The 15,000-nt window shown below is 37.7% G+C and carries 15 protein-coding genes, 1 tRNA gene, 2 rRNA genes, 1 other RNA gene and 1 other annotated feature (1 of these 20 only partly in view); of the genes, 15 read left to right on the top strand and 4 right to left on the bottom strand.

Annotated elements, in window-relative coordinates:
- Together MHH45_RS16430 and rrf are read left to right on the top strand one after the other, a co-directional pair.
- Window positions 1-385: ribosomal RNA gene (locus tag MHH45_RS16430) — 23S ribosomal RNA — on the top strand (it extends 2,537 nt beyond the left edge of the window).
- Window positions 386-435: 50 nt separating this feature from the next.
- Window positions 436-551, top strand: a 5S ribosomal RNA gene (rrf, locus tag MHH45_RS16425).
- A gap of 40 nt (window positions 552-591) precedes the next feature.
- Here rrf and MHH45_RS16420 read toward each other — a convergent pair.
- Window positions 592-1,587 carry a YaaC family protein gene (locus MHH45_RS16420; protein WP_016116855.1) on the bottom strand — a complete coding sequence of 332 codons (996 nt, stop codon included), beginning with the start codon at window positions 1,585-1,587 and terminating at the stop codon, window positions 592-594.
- A gap of 115 nt (window positions 1,588-1,702) precedes the next feature.
- On the opposite strand from MHH45_RS16420, the gene guaB reads away from it, so the two are divergent.
- From guaB to MHH45_RS16385, 7 genes are all read left to right on the top strand, one after another.
- Window positions 1,703-3,166: an IMP dehydrogenase gene (gene guaB / locus MHH45_RS16415; RefSeq protein WP_016116856.1), complete on the top strand. Its 1,464-nt coding sequence runs from the start codon at window positions 1,703-1,705 to the stop codon at window positions 3,164-3,166.
- 104 nt (window positions 3,167-3,270) lie between these two features.
- Window positions 3,271-4,590 (top strand): serine hydrolase, encoded by a 1,320-nt coding sequence (locus MHH45_RS16410; protein ID WP_016116857.1) that lies wholly within the window; start codon window positions 3,271-3,273, stop codon window positions 4,588-4,590.
- 159 nt (window positions 4,591-4,749) lie between these two features.
- Window positions 4,750-5,637 (top strand): pyridoxal 5'-phosphate synthase lyase subunit PdxS, encoded by an 888-nt coding sequence (pdxS, locus tag MHH45_RS16405; protein WP_000186167.1) that lies wholly within the window; start codon window positions 4,750-4,752, stop codon window positions 5,635-5,637.
- 17 nt (window positions 5,638-5,654) lie between these two features.
- On the top strand, window positions 5,655-6,245 hold the full coding sequence (pdxT, locus tag MHH45_RS16400; RefSeq protein ID WP_016116858.1) for a pyridoxal 5'-phosphate synthase glutaminase subunit PdxT: 591 nt from the start codon (window positions 5,655-5,657) through the stop codon (window positions 6,243-6,245).
- Between the two features lie 54 nt (window positions 6,246-6,299).
- Window positions 6,300-6,521 (top strand) — a binding site (T-box leader).
- Window positions 6,522-6,572: 51 nt separating this feature from the next.
- Complete coding sequence (serS, locus tag MHH45_RS16395) at window positions 6,573-7,847, top strand: serine--tRNA ligase (protein WP_016116859.1); 1,275 nt, start codon at window positions 6,573-6,575, stop codon at window positions 7,845-7,847.
- Window positions 7,848-7,984: 137 nt separating this feature from the next.
- Window positions 7,985-8,077, top strand: a tRNA-Ser gene (locus MHH45_RS16390).
- A 167-nt stretch (window positions 8,078-8,244) separates the two neighbouring features.
- On the top strand, window positions 8,245-8,628 hold the full coding sequence (locus MHH45_RS16385) for a DUF3797 domain-containing protein (protein ID WP_016116860.1): 384 nt from the start codon (window positions 8,245-8,247) through the stop codon (window positions 8,626-8,628).
- A gap of 35 nt (window positions 8,629-8,663) precedes the next feature.
- Here MHH45_RS16385 and MHH45_RS16380 read toward each other — a convergent pair whose 3' ends face one another.
- The 3 genes from MHH45_RS16380 to MHH45_RS16370 form a co-directional block, all read right to left on the bottom strand.
- Complete coding sequence (locus tag MHH45_RS16380) at window positions 8,664-9,332, bottom strand: deoxynucleoside kinase (RefSeq protein ID WP_016116861.1); 669 nt, start codon at window positions 9,330-9,332, stop codon at window positions 8,664-8,666.
- A gap of 2 nt (window positions 9,333-9,334) precedes the next feature.
- Complete coding sequence (locus MHH45_RS16375) at window positions 9,335-9,970, bottom strand: deoxynucleoside kinase (protein WP_016116862.1); 636 nt, start codon at window positions 9,968-9,970, stop codon at window positions 9,335-9,337.
- A 121-nt stretch (window positions 9,971-10,091) separates the two neighbouring features.
- Window positions 10,092-10,631, bottom strand: coding sequence for an isochorismatase family cysteine hydrolase (locus MHH45_RS16370; RefSeq protein WP_016116863.1), 540 nt, complete (start codon window positions 10,629-10,631; stop codon window positions 10,092-10,094).
- A gap of 332 nt (window positions 10,632-10,963) precedes the next feature.
- On the opposite strand from MHH45_RS16370, the gene tadA reads away from it, so the two are divergent.
- The 6 genes from tadA (at window position 10,964) to MHH45_RS16340 (ending at window position 14,828) form a co-directional block, all read left to right on the top strand.
- Window positions 10,964-11,461 carry a tRNA adenosine(34) deaminase TadA gene (gene tadA / locus MHH45_RS16365; protein ID WP_016116864.1) on the top strand — a complete coding sequence of 166 codons (498 nt, stop codon included), beginning with the start codon at window positions 10,964-10,966 and terminating at the stop codon, window positions 11,459-11,461.
- A gap of 78 nt (window positions 11,462-11,539) precedes the next feature.
- Window positions 11,540-11,804: signal recognition particle sRNA large type (gene ffs / locus MHH45_RS16360), an RNA gene on the top strand.
- A gap of 133 nt (window positions 11,805-11,937) precedes the next feature.
- The gene (gene dnaX, locus MHH45_RS16355; RefSeq protein ID WP_016116865.1) at window positions 11,938-13,626 is read left to right on the top strand and encodes a DNA polymerase III subunit gamma/tau; all 1,689 of its coding nucleotides are present in this window, start codon (window positions 11,938-11,940) and stop codon (window positions 13,624-13,626) included.
- 25 nt (window positions 13,627-13,651) lie between these two features.
- The gene (locus MHH45_RS16350) at window positions 13,652-13,978 is read left to right on the top strand and encodes a YbaB/EbfC family nucleoid-associated protein (RefSeq protein WP_170927980.1); all 327 of its coding nucleotides are present in this window, start codon (window positions 13,652-13,654) and stop codon (window positions 13,976-13,978) included.
- Window positions 13,979-13,995: 17 nt separating this feature from the next.
- The gene (gene recR, locus MHH45_RS16345) at window positions 13,996-14,592 is read left to right on the top strand and encodes a recombination protein RecR (RefSeq protein ID WP_003194165.1); all 597 of its coding nucleotides are present in this window, start codon (window positions 13,996-13,998) and stop codon (window positions 14,590-14,592) included.
- 14 nt (window positions 14,593-14,606) lie between these two features.
- The gene (locus MHH45_RS16340) at window positions 14,607-14,828 is read left to right on the top strand and encodes a YaaL family protein (RefSeq protein WP_016116867.1); all 222 of its coding nucleotides are present in this window, start codon (window positions 14,607-14,609) and stop codon (window positions 14,826-14,828) included.
- The last annotated feature ends 172 nt before the right edge of the window (window positions 14,829-15,000 follow it).

Raw genomic sequence — 15,000 nt, 5'->3', positions numbered from 1 at the left:
CGCATCCTGGGGCTGTAGTCGGTCCCAAGGGTTGGGCTGTTCGCCCATTAAAGCGGTACGCGAGCTGGGTTCAGAACGTCGTGAGACAGTTCGGTCCCTATCCGTCGTGGGCGTAGGAAATTTGAGAGGAGCTGTCCTTAGTACGAGAGGACCGGGATGGACGCACCGCTGGTGTACCAGTTGTTCTGCCAAGGGCATAGCTGGGTAGCTATGTGCGGAAGGGATAAGTGCTGAAAGCATCTAAGCATGAAGCCCCCCTCAAGATGAGATTTCCCATAGCGTAAGCTAGTAAGATCCCTGAAAGATGATCAGGTTGATAGGTTCGAGGTGGAAGCATGGTGACATGTGGAGCTGACGAATACTAATAGATCGAGGACTTAACCATATAATATGAAGCAAATGTTATCTAGTTTTGAAGGAATATGCCTTCAATAGTTTGGTGATGATGGCAGAGAGGTCACACCCGTTCCCATACCGAACACGGAAGTTAAGCTCTCTAGCGCCGATGGTAGTTGGGACCTTGTCCCTGTGAGAGTAGGACGTCGCCAAGCAAATAAAGCACGAGTCAATTGACTCGTGCTTTTTTATTTCCTAAGAAATAGGGGATTGTTGATCTAATAAAAACAGTAAAACATAGTAAGGGATTTTCTTTGTAGAGATTCCTAAAAATTGATAAATAAATGGGTAATCTTCGGAGGCATAGCTTCCTAATAAGTCGTACCACCAGTCGGTCTCGTAGCGAGAAATCATGCTTAAATTGTAGAGCAATAAATAATGTATGAGTGGTTCTGGTAAGAATAATTTACAACTTCTTACGTCTTTAGTTATTGGCAAATAGTAAGTGCTGGTGTTGCAATCAAAAGATAAAGGTGTACTGTACAAAGGGTTCCATGTTTTAGTGGAAGCTGAGAATAGTAGATCAGATTCAAAGGTTTCACTTGGTGTGTACTGTATACTGAGATGTTTACAAGATGTTTCTATGTAACGAGAAAAACGCTCTTTCGTCATATGTAGACGATCAAGTATGTTGGAAGAAAATGAAATATGATGTTCGTCTACCGTATGAACCGTATATAACATTTTCTCTTTTTGACTATACTGGAATAAGGTTTTTAATTCGGGGATTTTCCCCATTAGTTCTAACATAATAAATTTCTCGGCCTCCAAGTGTTTCATGTGAAACATCCGTTCTGCAACATGGGTGAATAATCCATTCTTCTGCACTTTAACCTCATCCTCTAAAAACTGATATCCTTGTTTTTTTCGTTTACGTGTTGTTACTCCATGTGCCAAAACTGTTGTTGTTTCTGGATAGTTAGGATCAACAGTTAATAAGCACGCTTTTAAAAGTTGACTCATTCCATAAAATAACAGCATAGGTTGGATTGAAAAAGGTGCAGTTTTACATAATTCATAATAACTTTTTCCGTGCTCTAAGTAATAAATAAAAGGGTAACAATTTTCGAAGCTTTTTTTTTCAGCGTTTTCAATAGGTAATTTTTCATAACAGCGGGCAAGATAACGCTGTACATGTTGGGATGAAAAAAAGAAACTTAATTGCTGCCAAGTATGAGATGTATGATGCATATATTACGCTCCTTTTATTATCTAAAAATTCTAACATTTACGCACTTTCTTGACAGTATTTTAACCAATTGTTAAGCTACTAATAATAATTTCTGGTATCATGGGGGGAACAATTATGTGGGAATCTAAATTTGTTAAAGAAGGTTTGACATTCGATGATGTATTACTTGTACCAGCGAAGTCAGATGTATTGCCAAGAGAAGTAAGTGTTAAGACAGTTCTATCTGAAAGCTTGCAGTTAAACATTCCTTTAATTAGCGCAGGAATGGATACAGTAACAGAAGCTGATATGGCCATTGCAATGGCACGTCAAGGTGGTTTAGGGGTTATTCATAAGAATATGTCTATCGAGCACCAAGCTGAGCAGGTTGATAAAGTAAAACGCTCTGAAAGCGGCGTTATTTCAGATCCTTTCTTTTTAACTCCGGATCATCAAGTATATGATGCAGAGCATCTTATGGGAAAATATCGTATCTCAGGTGTACCAATTGTAAATAACTTAGAAGAGCAAAAATTAGTTGGTATTATTACAAACCGTGATATGCGTTTTATTCAAGACTACTCTATTAAAATTTCCGATGTAATGACAAAAGAAAAGTTGATTACAGCTCCAGTTGGCACTACGCTAGAAGAAGCTGAAAAGATCCTACAGAAATATAAAATTGAAAAGCTCCCTCTTGTTGATAATAACGGTGTATTACAAGGGCTTATCACAATTAAAGATATTGAAAAAGTAATTGAGTTTCCAAACTCAGCAAAAGACAAGCAAGGTCGTTTGTTAGTTGGAGCAGCAGTTGGTGTAACTGCAGACGCTGTTCTTCGTATCGATGCGTTAGTAAAAGCAAACGTAGACGTAATTGTACTTGATACAGCTCATGGACATTCTCAAGGTGTTATTGAGAAGGTGAAAGAAGTTCGTGCAAAGTATCCAGCATTAAATATTATTGCAGGTAACGTTGCCACAGCTGAAGCGACACGCGCATTAATTGAAGCAGGTGCAAATGTTATCAAAGTTGGTATTGGACCAGGTTCTATTTGTACAACACGCGTTGTAGCTGGTGTTGGTGTACCACAATTAACAGCTGTATATGATTGTGCGACAGAAGCTCGTAAGCACGGTATTCCAGTCATTGCCGATGGTGGTATTAAATACTCTGGTGATATGGTAAAAGCTTTAGCGGCAGGGGCACACGTTGTAATGCTCGGTAGTATGTTTGCTGGTGTAGCAGAAAGCCCAGGAGAAACTGAAATTTATCAAGGGCGCCAATTTAAAGTGTATCGCGGTATGGGTTCTGTAGGAGCGATGGAAAAAGGAAGTAAAGATCGTTACTTCCAAGAAGGTAATAAAAAACTTGTTCCAGAAGGTATCGAAGGCCGTGTGCCATATAAAGGACCTTTAGCTGATACAGTTCACCAATTAGTTGGTGGTTTACGTGCAGGTATGGGGTATTGCGGAGCAAATGACTTAGAATTCTTACGTGAGAATGCACAATTTATTCGTATGTCAGGTGCTGGTTTACGTGAAAGTCACCCACATCACGTACAAATTACAAAAGAGGCACCAAATTACTCTTTATAATGTCTTATATGTAAATAGATGGAGATTTGATATCTCTGTCTATTTTTTTTTGATTATGTTAGAATAACGGTTATGTGAGTACAAAGATATTGGGGGTAAAAGAAGTGAAAGGTATGTTTTGCAAGCGATTCATTGCAATGGTAACAGTGCTTACACTATTTTGTAGCATGTTTGTTACATATGGTAGTGCATCGGCAGAAACAGGTGCTGCTTTAAATGTTGAAGCAGGAGCAGCCATTTTAGTAGAAGCAGATTCTGGAAAAATTTTATATCAAAAAAATGCAGATGAATTATTAGCGATTGCTAGTATGACAAAAATGATGAGTGAATACTTAGTTAATGAAGCGGTGGCTAAAGGGAAACTTAAGTGGGACCAAAAGGTAAAAGTTTCTGAATACGCACATACGATTTCACAAGATCGCTCATTATCAAACGTTCCATTGGAAAATGGTGGCTCTTACACGGTAAAAGAGCTATATGAAGCGATGGCAATTTATTCTGCAAACGGAGCAACAATTGCTTTAGCTGAAGCAATTGCAGGTAAAGAAGCAGATTTCGTAAAAATGATGAATGATAAAGCAAAAGAGCTTGGATTGAAGAATTATAAATTCGTAAACTCTACTGGCTTAACAAATCATGATTTAAAAGGACAACAACCTGAAGGTACAACTCCAGACGAGGAAAATAAAATGTCTGCTAGAGATTGTGCAATTTTAGCACAACATCTTATTCAAGATTTTCCAAAAGTATTAGAAACAGCTAAAATTCCGAAAAAAGTATTCCAAGAAGGTGGAAAATATCCTATTAAAATGGATAACTGGAATTGGATGCTAAAAGGATTAGTTAAGGAATATGAAGGTGTAGATGGTTTGAAAACAGGATCTACTCCAGAAGCTGGAGATTGTTTTACGGGTACAGCTGAAAGAAATGATATGCGTTTGATTTCTGTCGTTATTAAAACAAATTCTCATACAGCACGTTTTGACGAAACAAAGAAATTGTTTGATTACGGTTTTACAAACTTTGAAGTGAAAAAGGTATATCCAAAAGGATCTACGGTAAAAGGACATGAAACTGTACGAGTAGAAAATGCGAAAGATAAAGATGTAACAATTCAGACTAAACAAGCAATTACGCTTCCGATGTTAAAAGGAAGTAAAGACGTCTATAAAACAGAATTTAAAGACGTAAGTAAAGATAAAGAAGCACCAATTAAAAAAGGTACAACACTTGGTCAAATGGTTATATCACCTAAAGATAATAATGATCCTGGATTCCTATTAGGTAAATCATTACAAGTAGATCTTATTACAAAATCAGAAGTAGAAAAGGCAAACTGGTTTGTACGTTCTATGCGTGGTATTGGTTCTTTCTTTAGTGGTATTTGGAACAGTGCTGCTGACACAGTAAAAGGTTGGTTTTAAGAGCTCCTCGTTGTAGGAGCTTTTTTTATTCCTATTTTTCATACCGACTTTATGAAAAAGTAGTGGACAAGTCTCTAATAGTTAGTGGTAGAATGTAAGAGTATTCTCAATTTTCGCCGTTAATGGGGAAAAGCAATTCACCTAGGGGGGTTTTTGTACATGACAAATGTAACAGGGACAGAACGTGTAAAACGTGGAATGGCAGAAATGCAAAAAGGCGGCGTTATCATGGACGTAGTTAACGCTGAGCAAGCAAGAATTGCAGAGGAAGCGGGCGCAGTTGCTGTTATGGCACTAGAGCGCGTTCCTGCAGATATTCGTGCAGCAGGTGGCGTTGCACGTATGGCAGATCCAACAATTGTTGAAGAAGTTATGGGTGCTGTATCAATTCCAGTTATGGCAAAATGCCGTATTGGTCACCTCGTGGAAGCACGTGTACTGGAATCATTAGGGGTAGACTACATTGATGAGAGTGAAGTATTAACTCCAGCTGATGAAGTATATCATTTAAATAAACGTGATTACACTGTTCCATTTGTATGTGGATGTCGTGATATTGGAGAAGCAGCGCGTCGTATTGCAGAAGGTGCATCTATGCTTCGTACAAAAGGCGAGCCTGGAACAGGGAACATTGTAGAAGCAGTACGTCATATGCGTCAAGTAAACGCAGAAATCCGTCAAGTTGCGAGCCTACGTGAAGACGAATTAATGACATATGCAAAAAATACTGGTGCTCCGTATGAAGTATTACTTGAAATCAAACGTCTTGGTCGCCTACCAGTTGTAAACTTTGCAGCAGGTGGTGTAGCAACGCCAGCAGATGCTGCATTAATGATGCAACTTGGTGCAGATGGTGTGTTCGTAGGATCTGGTATCTTCAAATCAGAAAACCCAGAAAAATTTGCACGTGCTATTGTTGAAGCAACGACACATTACGAAGATTATGAGCTAATTGCAAGCCTTTCTAAAGGATTAGGTACTGCAATGAAAGGTGTCGAAATTTCAACATTATTACCAGAACAACGCATGCAAGAACGCGGTTGGTAATTAAAGGAGATTTTCAAATGGTTAAAGTCGGTGTATTGGCTCTTCAAGGAGCTGTTCGCGAGCATGTAAAGGCAGTTGAAGCAAGTGGTGCAGATGCTGTAATTGTAAAGCGTGTAGAGCAACTTGAAGAAATTGATGGTCTTATTTTACCAGGCGGTGAAAGTACAACAATGCGCCGTCTTATCGATAAGTACGATTTTATGGGGGCACTTCGTGAATTTGCGAAATCTGGTAAACCAATGTTCGGTACGTGTGCAGGTATGATTTTGCTTGCAAACAATCTTATTGGTTATGAAGAATCTCATATTGGCGCTATGGATATTACAGTTGAACGTAATGCGTTTGGACGCCAAAAGGATAGCTTCGAAGCTGCTCTTTCAATAAAAGGTGTAGGGGAAGACTTTATTGGCGTGTTTATTCGTGCACCATACGTTGTAAGTGTAGGAGATAAAGTAGAAGTTCTTTCTATGCACAATGATCGAATGGTAGCAGTAAGACAAGGACCATTTTTAGCAGCTTCTTTCCATCCGGAGTTAACGGATGACCATCGTGTTACAGCATATTTTGTACAGATGGTGAAAGAGGCGAAAATGAAAAAAGTTGTATAAGTAACTTGCAACTTGTGTAAGATTATAGTAAATTGATGATAACAATTTTATAAAATAAACGTGTTGATAGGAAGTAGTAACAAATGATGTTTCTTATAGAGAGTCGGTGGCTGGTGGAAACCGATAGAAACAGTTTGTGAATCCATCCTGGAATGAAATGTGGAATATCTTTATGATTAGTAAACATTTCCGGTGAAGAGTCGTTATTTCTACTTGAGAGGAAAGCAATATTGCTTTCAACTAGGGTGGCAACGCGGGTTAACTCCCGTCCCTTTTTACAGGGACGGGAGTTTTTTGTGTTTTATAAAATAAAAGGAGGAATATATAATGCTTGATATTAAATTTTTACGCACGAATTTTGAAGAAGTAAAAGAAAAATTACAGCATAGAGGCGAAGATTTAACTGATTTTGGTCGTTTCGAAGAACTAGATACAAGAAGAAGAGAATTACTTGTTCAAACAGAAGAATTAAAGAGCAAGCGTAATGAAGTATCTCAACAAATCTCTGTACTAAAGCGTGAAAAGAAAGATGCAGAAGCGTTAATCTTAGAGATGCGTGAAGTAGGAGAGAAAGTAAAAGATCTTGATAATGAGCTTCGTACAGTTGAAGAAGATTTAGAGAGATTAATGCTTTCTATTCCAAATATCCCACATGAATCTGCACCAATCGGCGAAACAGAAGATGATAACGTGGTAGCGCGTACTTGGGGAGAAGTAAAAGAATTTAACTTTGAACCAAAACCTCACTGGGATCTTGCAACTGATTTAGGGATTTTAGATTTTGAGCGTGCTGCTAAAGTAACGGGAAGCCGCTTTGTATTCTATAAAGGTGCAGGTGCAAGATTAGAACGTGCTTTAATTGGCTTTATGCTGGATCTTCATACTGATGAACATGGATATGAAGAAGTTTTACCTCCGTATATGGTAAACCGTGCAAGTATGACAGGAACGGGACAACTTCCAAAGTTTGAAGAAGATGCGTTCCGTATTGAGAGTGAAGATTACTTCTTAATTCCTACAGCTGAGGTTCCTGTAACAAACATGCACCGTGACGAAATCTTAAGTCCAGAGCAATTACCAATTCGTTATGCAGCATTTAGCTCTTGTTTCCGTTCTGAAGCAGGATCAGCTGGACGCGATACGCGTGGTTTAATCCGTCAGCATCAATTTAATAAAGTTGAGCTTGTGAAATTTGTTAAACCAGAAGATTCTTATGAAGAATTAGAAAAATTAACAAATGATGCGGAACGCGTGTTACAATTATTAGGTCTACCATATCGTGTTATGAGCATGTGTACAGGAGATTTAGGATTTACAGCAGCGAAGAAATACGATATTGAAGTATGGATTCCAAGCTATGGCACGTATCGTGAGATTTCTTCTTGTAGTAACTTCGAAGCATTCCAAGCAAGACGTGCGAATATTCGCTTCCGTCGTGAGCCGAATGCAAAACCAGAACCTGTTCATACACTAAATGGATCTGGACTTGCAATTGGACGTACAGTTGCAGCTGTTTTAGAAAACTATCAACAAGAAGATGGTACAATTATAATTCCAGAAGTTCTTCGCCCTTATATGGGAGGGAAAACAGTTATTAAATAAATTGAAACTTTCATCGGTATGAGTGTTGTCAGTGAAAAAATTGTAGGAAAAGGAGGTTGTTTTTTCCTTTTCCTACAATTTATTATGGTGTACTTGACTAACTGTTTTTCTTTTGATATTATATTTGATGTCAATATGGAGGTATACCCAAGTCTGGCTGAAGGGATCGGTCTTGAAAACCGACAGGCGGCGAGAGTCGCGCGGGGGTTCGAATCCCTCTACCTCCTCCAGATATAATTGACAACAGCGCATATAAGTGGAGATTGGAGAACTCGTTACCAACACGTAACGAGTTTTTATTTTAAAACCAATCAGAAAGTATGATGTAAGGCGAGAAAAAGCCTTATGAAACACTCATATTCCGATGATTATCTTCATAGATATGAAAGGAGTCAACATGGATCTTATTATACAAACGTTTCCTTTAGATGGAAAAACTTTATACTATGTACAATGTCCAGTCTGTAAGAACAATAGAATTTTAAATAGTGGTGCAAACGTATCACGTATTATAAGTGATGATACATTCCGCAAACTTTGCGGTTGTACTTGTAATGTGAAGAAAGAATTGAAAAAAGTAGAAGCACCGAAACAAACTACGAAAAAAGAAGTAGCTCCAAAACGTACTGGTAAAGTATTAACAGCAATCATTAATGGAAAAGAAATGACCGTTAAAGAAATTGCTGAGACATATGATATTAGTACAAGTACGGTTCGTCAGCGTATTAATGCTGGGAAACCAGAGAGCGAAATTATTGCTCCAACGAAAAAGAAAAAGTAAGTTAATAGGAAAACCCGTGCATCCGCACGGGTTTTTTATTTTACAAGCTTACGTGTTTGTTTTAAGAAATGACCAATTTTCTTAATAATTGGTTCAATTGAGTCTTCATCCTTTAAAATATCGTATTCATTAATATTTAAGCGTAGGACAGGACATGAATTAAAGTTATTAATCCAGTTTTCATAACGTCCGTGCATTTCTTGCCAATACTCAATTGGAGTTTGTTGTTCCATAGGGCGACCACGTTCTTGAATACGACTGACAATATCATCAAAAGAACCTTCTAGATAGATTAATAAGTCTGGGTGTGGGAAGTAAGGTGTCATAACCATTGCATCGAATAACCCTTTATATGTTTCATAATCTGTTTCTGTCATTGTTCCTTTTTCGTGATGCATTTTCGCAAAAATGCCAGTATCTTCATAGATAGAACGATCCTGTACAAAGCCACCGCCGTATTCGAAAATTCTTTTTTGTTCTTTAAATCTTTCTGCTAAAAAATAAACTTGTAAGTGAAAGCTCCAGCGCGTGAAATCAGCATAGAACTTATCTAAATATGGATTTGAATCTACTTTTTCAAATGATGTTCGGTAACCTAAAGCATTGGCAAGTGTGGTTGTCATAGTTGATTTACCAACGCCAACTGTACCAGCAATTGTAATTACTGCATCATTTGGTATATCATACTTTTGCCTTAAATTCATTGCTATTTCGTCCCCTTTAAGAGTGTATTTTGGAGAGTAGATAAAATTACATTTAGATCGTCACTGTTCTTCACGAAATCCATGTTATCTCCATTGAATTTTAATACCGGAATATCAGGATGGTCCTTTTTAAAAGCATCCATTGCCGTTTCATAATCTTTAGTGAGTTGTAGTAAGTAATTCGGATCCATGTTTTTCTCAAATTCACGTCCACGCATTGCAATTCGTTTTTGTAATGTTTCTAGACTTGCTGTTAAATATACAATGACATTTGGTACGGGCATATCTTGCGTAAGAATACGATAAATTTGCATGTACTTGTCATATTGAGCGTCTTTTAATGAGCGAGATGCAAAAATTAAATTTTTAAGTATATGATAATCTGCTACCACTGGTTTACGATGATTCAAGTATTTTATATTAATGTCTTCCAATTGTTTATAGCGATTGCAAAGAAAGAACATTTCTGTTTGGAAACTCCATTCTTCAATGTTTTCATAAAATTTCCCTAAGAAAGGATTTTCATCGACAATCTCTTTTAATAAATGGAGTTGCATGTGAGTTGAAATTTCCTTCGCTAGTGAAGTTTTTCCAACACCGATAGGTCCTTCAACCGTAATAAATGGTACTCCGGTCACGCTGTTTCCTCCTTTCAATTCATAATTTCCTGTAAATAAAAAGCACAAAACAGAATTATTGTAGCACAAGAGGGAAGCAAGCGGACTAATTTGTCATAAAAAGTTGGAAAATCGACGCATGCTATTCAAGTTTTAATTGAAAAGAGGGTGTAATATTTGCCTTTAATGTTGTTTCCATTATTTTTAAAGCGTGTTTATTATCTTGATCAGAGTTAGAAGCAGTGCAATCTTGAGGTACATATAGAGTATAGTTCCTCATATGAGCGTCATTGGCTGTAAAAAGGATGCAGATGTTTCCTGCAATCCCTGTTATGATAAGTTTTTCAACTTTTAAATGTCCTAATAAAGAATTTAAGGGAGTTTCATAAAATGCTGAATAATGTGGTTTAATAAACACATAATCATCTGCCCCGGGAGCGATTGCTTGTATAATGTTTTTGCTATAATTATTTGTACAATGAGTAATAAGTTGATCGATATCAGCTCTCCATAGTTGATAGTGATCGTTAATATAAATAACAGGATAACCATTCATTTTCATTGTTTGTTTTAAGTGTAAAATAGGATCTGTAATCATTTTACATTTTTGTGCGAGGATTGGTCCATGCGAGAATTGGAAGTCGTTAATCATGTCAATAATGAGCAATGCGGTATTTTTCATATGTAATCACCCTTCCTTTTTCTTTAGAGTGGATTGAATGTATGAAAGTTATCCCGTATCTGTAAGGAGAAGTGTAATTGAATAGTATGTATATGAATATAAATTGAAAAACTGACATAAAACCTTTCTTTTTGGGCTGGAGAGAGAATCCGATCATGCGTAGAAGCATTCAGATCCTTTTCCTGCGCCATGTCAAGTGAAAACAAAAGGATAAAATGAGTGGAGTTTACTTTTTGTTCTGCGTAGCAAGGGATTATATGTCCGAAAATCAAAATGGATTGATATAGTAGTAAAGGGTTATAATACTTTATTCGTAATGAGAGGACTGTATTATGGAACAAGATATTTATTTTATGCAGCTTGCAATAGAAGAAGCGAAGAAAGCTGAAGAAATACAAGAAGTTCCGATTGGAGCTGTTATTGTACTCGGTGGGGAAGTAATCAGCGTTGCTCACAATTTAAGAGAGACAGAGCAACGATCAATTGCTCATGCAGAGTTATTAGCTATAGATGAAGCTTGTAAAAAGTTAGGTACGTGGCGTTTAGAAAATGCAACGTTATATGTTACATTAGAACCATGTCCAATGTGCGCAGGTGGAATTGTGTTATCCCGTGTAAAACGTGTTGTATATGGTGCAAGTGATCCAAAGGGTGGATGTGCAGGCACTTTAATGAACCTTTTAACGGACGAGCGTTTTAATCACCAATGTGAAGTAGTATCTGGTGTGATGGAAGAAGAATGTGGCATGTTGTTAACGAATTTTTTTAGAGAACTTCGTAAAAGAAGGAAAGAGAAGAAGGGAAAATTGGATAAAAATACAGGTACTTAACATATTTGCAATTTATGAAGAAACAAGTTATACTGATATTGCCTTCATTAAGGCAACCGAATATTGGTTTTAACTTTGCCGTGCTAAGCGGGGAGGTAGCGGTGCCCTGTACTCGCAATCCGCTCTAGCGAGGCCGAATCCCTTCTCGAGGTTATGTTACTGTAAGGCCTGCCTTAAGTAAGTGGTGTTGACGTTTGGGTCCTGCGCAACGGGACCCCGTGAACCTTGTCAGGTCCGGAAGGAAGCAGCAATAAGCGGGTTTTCTCGTGTGCCGCAGGAGTGCCTGAACCGAGCTAACTGCTTAAGTAACGCTTATGGTACGTAATCGACAGAAGGTGCACGGCAGTTATATATGTATACAAAACTCACCTTATATAAAGAGGTGGGTTTTTTGTATAGAAAATAACTTTTGGAATCTATAAACAGAATGGGTTATAATATACAAGATAATAACCTTTGAGGGAGGCCGTATTTTCGTGTCATACCAAGCGTTATACCGAACATGGAGACCGCAAAATTTTGAAGATGTAGTCGGTCAAAAGCACGTAACAAAAACGTTGCAAAATGCCCTTCTTCAAGAGAAAGCTTCGCATGCTTATTTATTTTCAGGCCCGAGAGGAACGGGTAAAACGACAATTGCAAAAGTATTTGCAAAGACAATTAACTGTGAGCATGCTCCAGTAGCTGAACCTTGTAATGAATGCCCTGCGTGTTTAGGTATTACACAAGGGTCTATTTCGGATGTATTAGAAATTGATGCGGCTTCAAATAACGGTGTAGATGAAATTCGAGATATAAGAGATAAAGTAAAGTATGCCCCAAGTGCAGTGAGATATAAAGTGTACATTATTGATGAGGTCCACATGCTTTCTATGGGAGCTTTTAATGCGCTTTTAAAGACGTTAGAAGAACCACCACAACATGTTATCTTTATTTTAGCGACTACAGAGCCTCATAAAATCCCACCTACAATCATTTCACGCTGTCAACGTTTTGAATTTCGGAAGATATCAGTACATGATATTGTAGAGAGATTAGCGACGGTTGTTACAAATGAAGGTACAAAGGTAGAAGATGAAGCATTACAAATTGTTGCACGTGCTGCTGAGGGCGGTATGCGTGATGCACTCAGTCTGATCGACCAAGCTATTTCTTATAGCGATGAAGTAGTTACGACTGAAGATGTCTTAGCGGTAACGGGTTCTGTTTCTCAACAATATTTAGGTAACCTTGTAGAATGTATACGCGAGAATGATGTATCAAGAGCATTGCGTATTATTGATGATATGATGAGTAAAGGAAAAGACCCAGTTCGTTTTATGGAAGATTTCATTTACTATTATCGTGATATGCTCTTATATCAAACTTCACCACAATTGGAACATATGTTAGAACGGGTAATTGTAGATGATCAGTTCCGTATGCTAAGTGAAGCGATGCAACCTGAGATGATTTATGAAATTATTCATACGCTCAGTAAGGGGCAACAGGAGATGAAGTGGACAAATCATCCGCGAATTTTCTTAGAAGTTGTTATGGTGCAAATTTGCCAGCAATTTATGGTGCAGACAAATGGTGCAGACCGTTTGCAAGCAATTATGAATAGAATGCAACAACTAGAAAAAGAACTAGAACATGTGAAGAAGAATGGTGTACCAGCTGGTGCGCAACAGGAAGTAAGAGAGATACGTACAACGCCAAAACCTGTGCGGACAGGAAGTATGAAAATACCTGTTGGACGGGTACATGAAGTATTAAAGCAAGCGAAACGCCAAGATTTAGAGCAATTAAAAGGTATATGGGGTGAGCTGCTAGGAAGACTTAAATCCTATAATAAAGTAGCGTTTGCTGTATTATTAGAGAATAGTGAACCAGTTGCAGCTTCTGAAGATTCTTATGTGTTAGCTTTCCAATATGAGATACATTGCAAAATGGCAAGTGAAAATCGTGATGCAATGGATACCGTAGAACAAATTCTTTTTGAATTGTTGAGTAAAAGGTTGAATATGATTGCAATTCCAAAGAGTGAGTGGGGGAAAATTCGCGAAGAGTTTTTACAACGTGAAGGTGGAAATTCAGAAGAAGCTGCGGAACAAAAAGTAGATCCTCTCGTAGAAGAGGCGGTAAAATTAGTAGGGCAACAACTTATTGAAATAAAAGAATAACAACAATTAGGAGGAATTTATTATGATGCGTGGCGGAATGGGAAATATGAATAACATGATGAAACAAATGCAAAAAATGCAAAAGCAAATGGCGAAAGCACAAGAGGAACTTGGTGAAAAAACAGTTGAAGGTACAGCTGGCGGCGGAATGGTTACCGTTATTGTAAATGGTCACAAGCAAATTATTGAAGTGAAAATTAAAGAAGAAGTTGTAGACCCAGAAGATATCGAAATGTTACAAGACCTTGTGTTAGCTGCAACAAATGATGCACTTAAGCAAGCTGAGGAACTTTCAAACTCTACAATGGGGCAATTCACAAAAGGCTTAAACTTACCAGGTGGAATGTTCTAGTAGGAGGATATTGATATATGCATTATCCAGAACCGATTTCAAAGCTTATCGATAGCTTTATGAAGTTGCCGGGGATTGGTCCGAAAACGGCAGTCCGATTGGCTTTCTTCGTGTTAGATATGAAAGAAGACGACGTATTAGACTTTGCTAAATCACTTGTAAATGCAAAGCGAAATTTAACATACTGTTCTGTTTGTGGACATATTACAGATCGTGATCCTTGTTATATTTGTGATGATTCACATCGTGACCAATCGGTTGTTTGTGTTGTACAGGAAGCAAAAGATGTAATCGCAATGGAAAAAATGAAAGAATATCAAGGTGTCTATCATGTGCTTCGTGGTGCAATCTCACCAATGGAGGGAATTGGACCGGAGGACATTAATATTCCACAGTTATTAAAAAGGTTACAAGATGAAACTGTACAAGAAGTTATTTTAGCAACGAACCCGAATATTGAAGGGGAAGCTACAGCGATGTATATTTCCCGCCTCTTAAAACCGACAGGTATTAAAGTGACTCGTATTGCGCATGGTCTTCCCGTTGGTGGAGATTTAGAATATGCGGATGAAGTAACGCTATCGAAGGCTCTAGAAGGCCGTAGAGAAATATAAGAGGAGAAATCAAAATGTTTTTTCAAAAAAAGGGCAAGTTGCGAAAAGAATATGATGATAAGTTAATTGCTGTATTAGAAAAAGTGAAGAATGAGTGGTTACGTCAAAAAAGGATGGTAGAACAAAGTGTCGAACCATCTCAAGATGTACTATGTTCTTTGAAAATAGCAGAAGCAAAATACTTTTTCTTACTAAAAGAAGCAAAAAGGCGTCCTGTAAAAATGGAGCAATGGTAAAAGACCCTGTTTTTTAAAATAGGGTCTTTTCTTTATACTATTATTCTCGGGCGGCGAAATCTCAATCTAAAAATTCGGCGGAATTATGAGTGATCAATTGCTCGTAAAATCCCGATCAGTGAGAACTAATAATTAGTAGGGATGAATCCCCACGCTGATTAAAATAATTGAA

This window comes from Bacillus sp. FSL K6-0042 (genome assembly GCF_038006685.1).
Lineage (GTDB): Bacteria > Bacillota > Bacilli > Bacillales > Bacillaceae_G > Bacillus_A > Bacillus_A pseudomycoides.
The sequence above is the reverse complement of the archived record's forward strand: the minus strand, read 5'-3'. Positions and strand labels throughout refer to the sequence as shown.

Bases quoted from the DNA above. Each gene is read 5' to 3' on its own strand.
- MHH45_RS16420 (WP_016116855.1), bottom strand. From the start codon at position 1,587: ATGCATCATACATCTCATACTTGGCAGCAATTAAGTTTCTTTTTTTCA.
- guaB (WP_016116856.1), top strand. From the start codon at position 1,703: ATGTGGGAATCTAAATTTGTTAAAGAAGGTTTGACATTCGATGATGTA.
- pdxS (WP_000186167.1), top strand. From the start codon at position 4,750: ATGACAAATGTAACAGGGACAGAACGTGTAAAACGTGGAATGGCAGAA.
- pdxT (WP_016116858.1), top strand. From the start codon at position 5,655: ATGGTTAAAGTCGGTGTATTGGCTCTTCAAGGAGCTGTTCGCGAGCAT.
- serS (WP_016116859.1), top strand. From the start codon at position 6,573: ATGCTTGATATTAAATTTTTACGCACGAATTTTGAAGAAGTAAAAGAA.
- MHH45_RS16385 (WP_016116860.1), top strand. From the start codon at position 8,245: ATGGATCTTATTATACAAACGTTTCCTTTAGATGGAAAAACTTTATAC.
- MHH45_RS16380 (WP_016116861.1), bottom strand. From the start codon at position 9,332: ATGAATTTAAGGCAAAAGTATGATATACCAAATGATGCAGTAATTACA.
- MHH45_RS16370 (WP_016116863.1), bottom strand. From the start codon at position 10,631: ATGAAAAATACCGCATTGCTCATTATTGACATGATTAACGACTTCCAA.
- tadA (WP_016116864.1), top strand. From the start codon at position 10,964: ATGGAACAAGATATTTATTTTATGCAGCTTGCAATAGAAGAAGCGAAG.
- MHH45_RS16350 (WP_170927980.1), top strand. From the start codon at position 13,652: ATGCGTGGCGGAATGGGAAATATGAATAACATGATGAAACAAATGCAA.
- recR (WP_003194165.1), top strand. From the start codon at position 13,996: ATGCATTATCCAGAACCGATTTCAAAGCTTATCGATAGCTTTATGAAG.
- MHH45_RS16340 (WP_016116867.1), top strand. From the start codon at position 14,607: ATGTTTTTTCAAAAAAAGGGCAAGTTGCGAAAAGAATATGATGATAAG.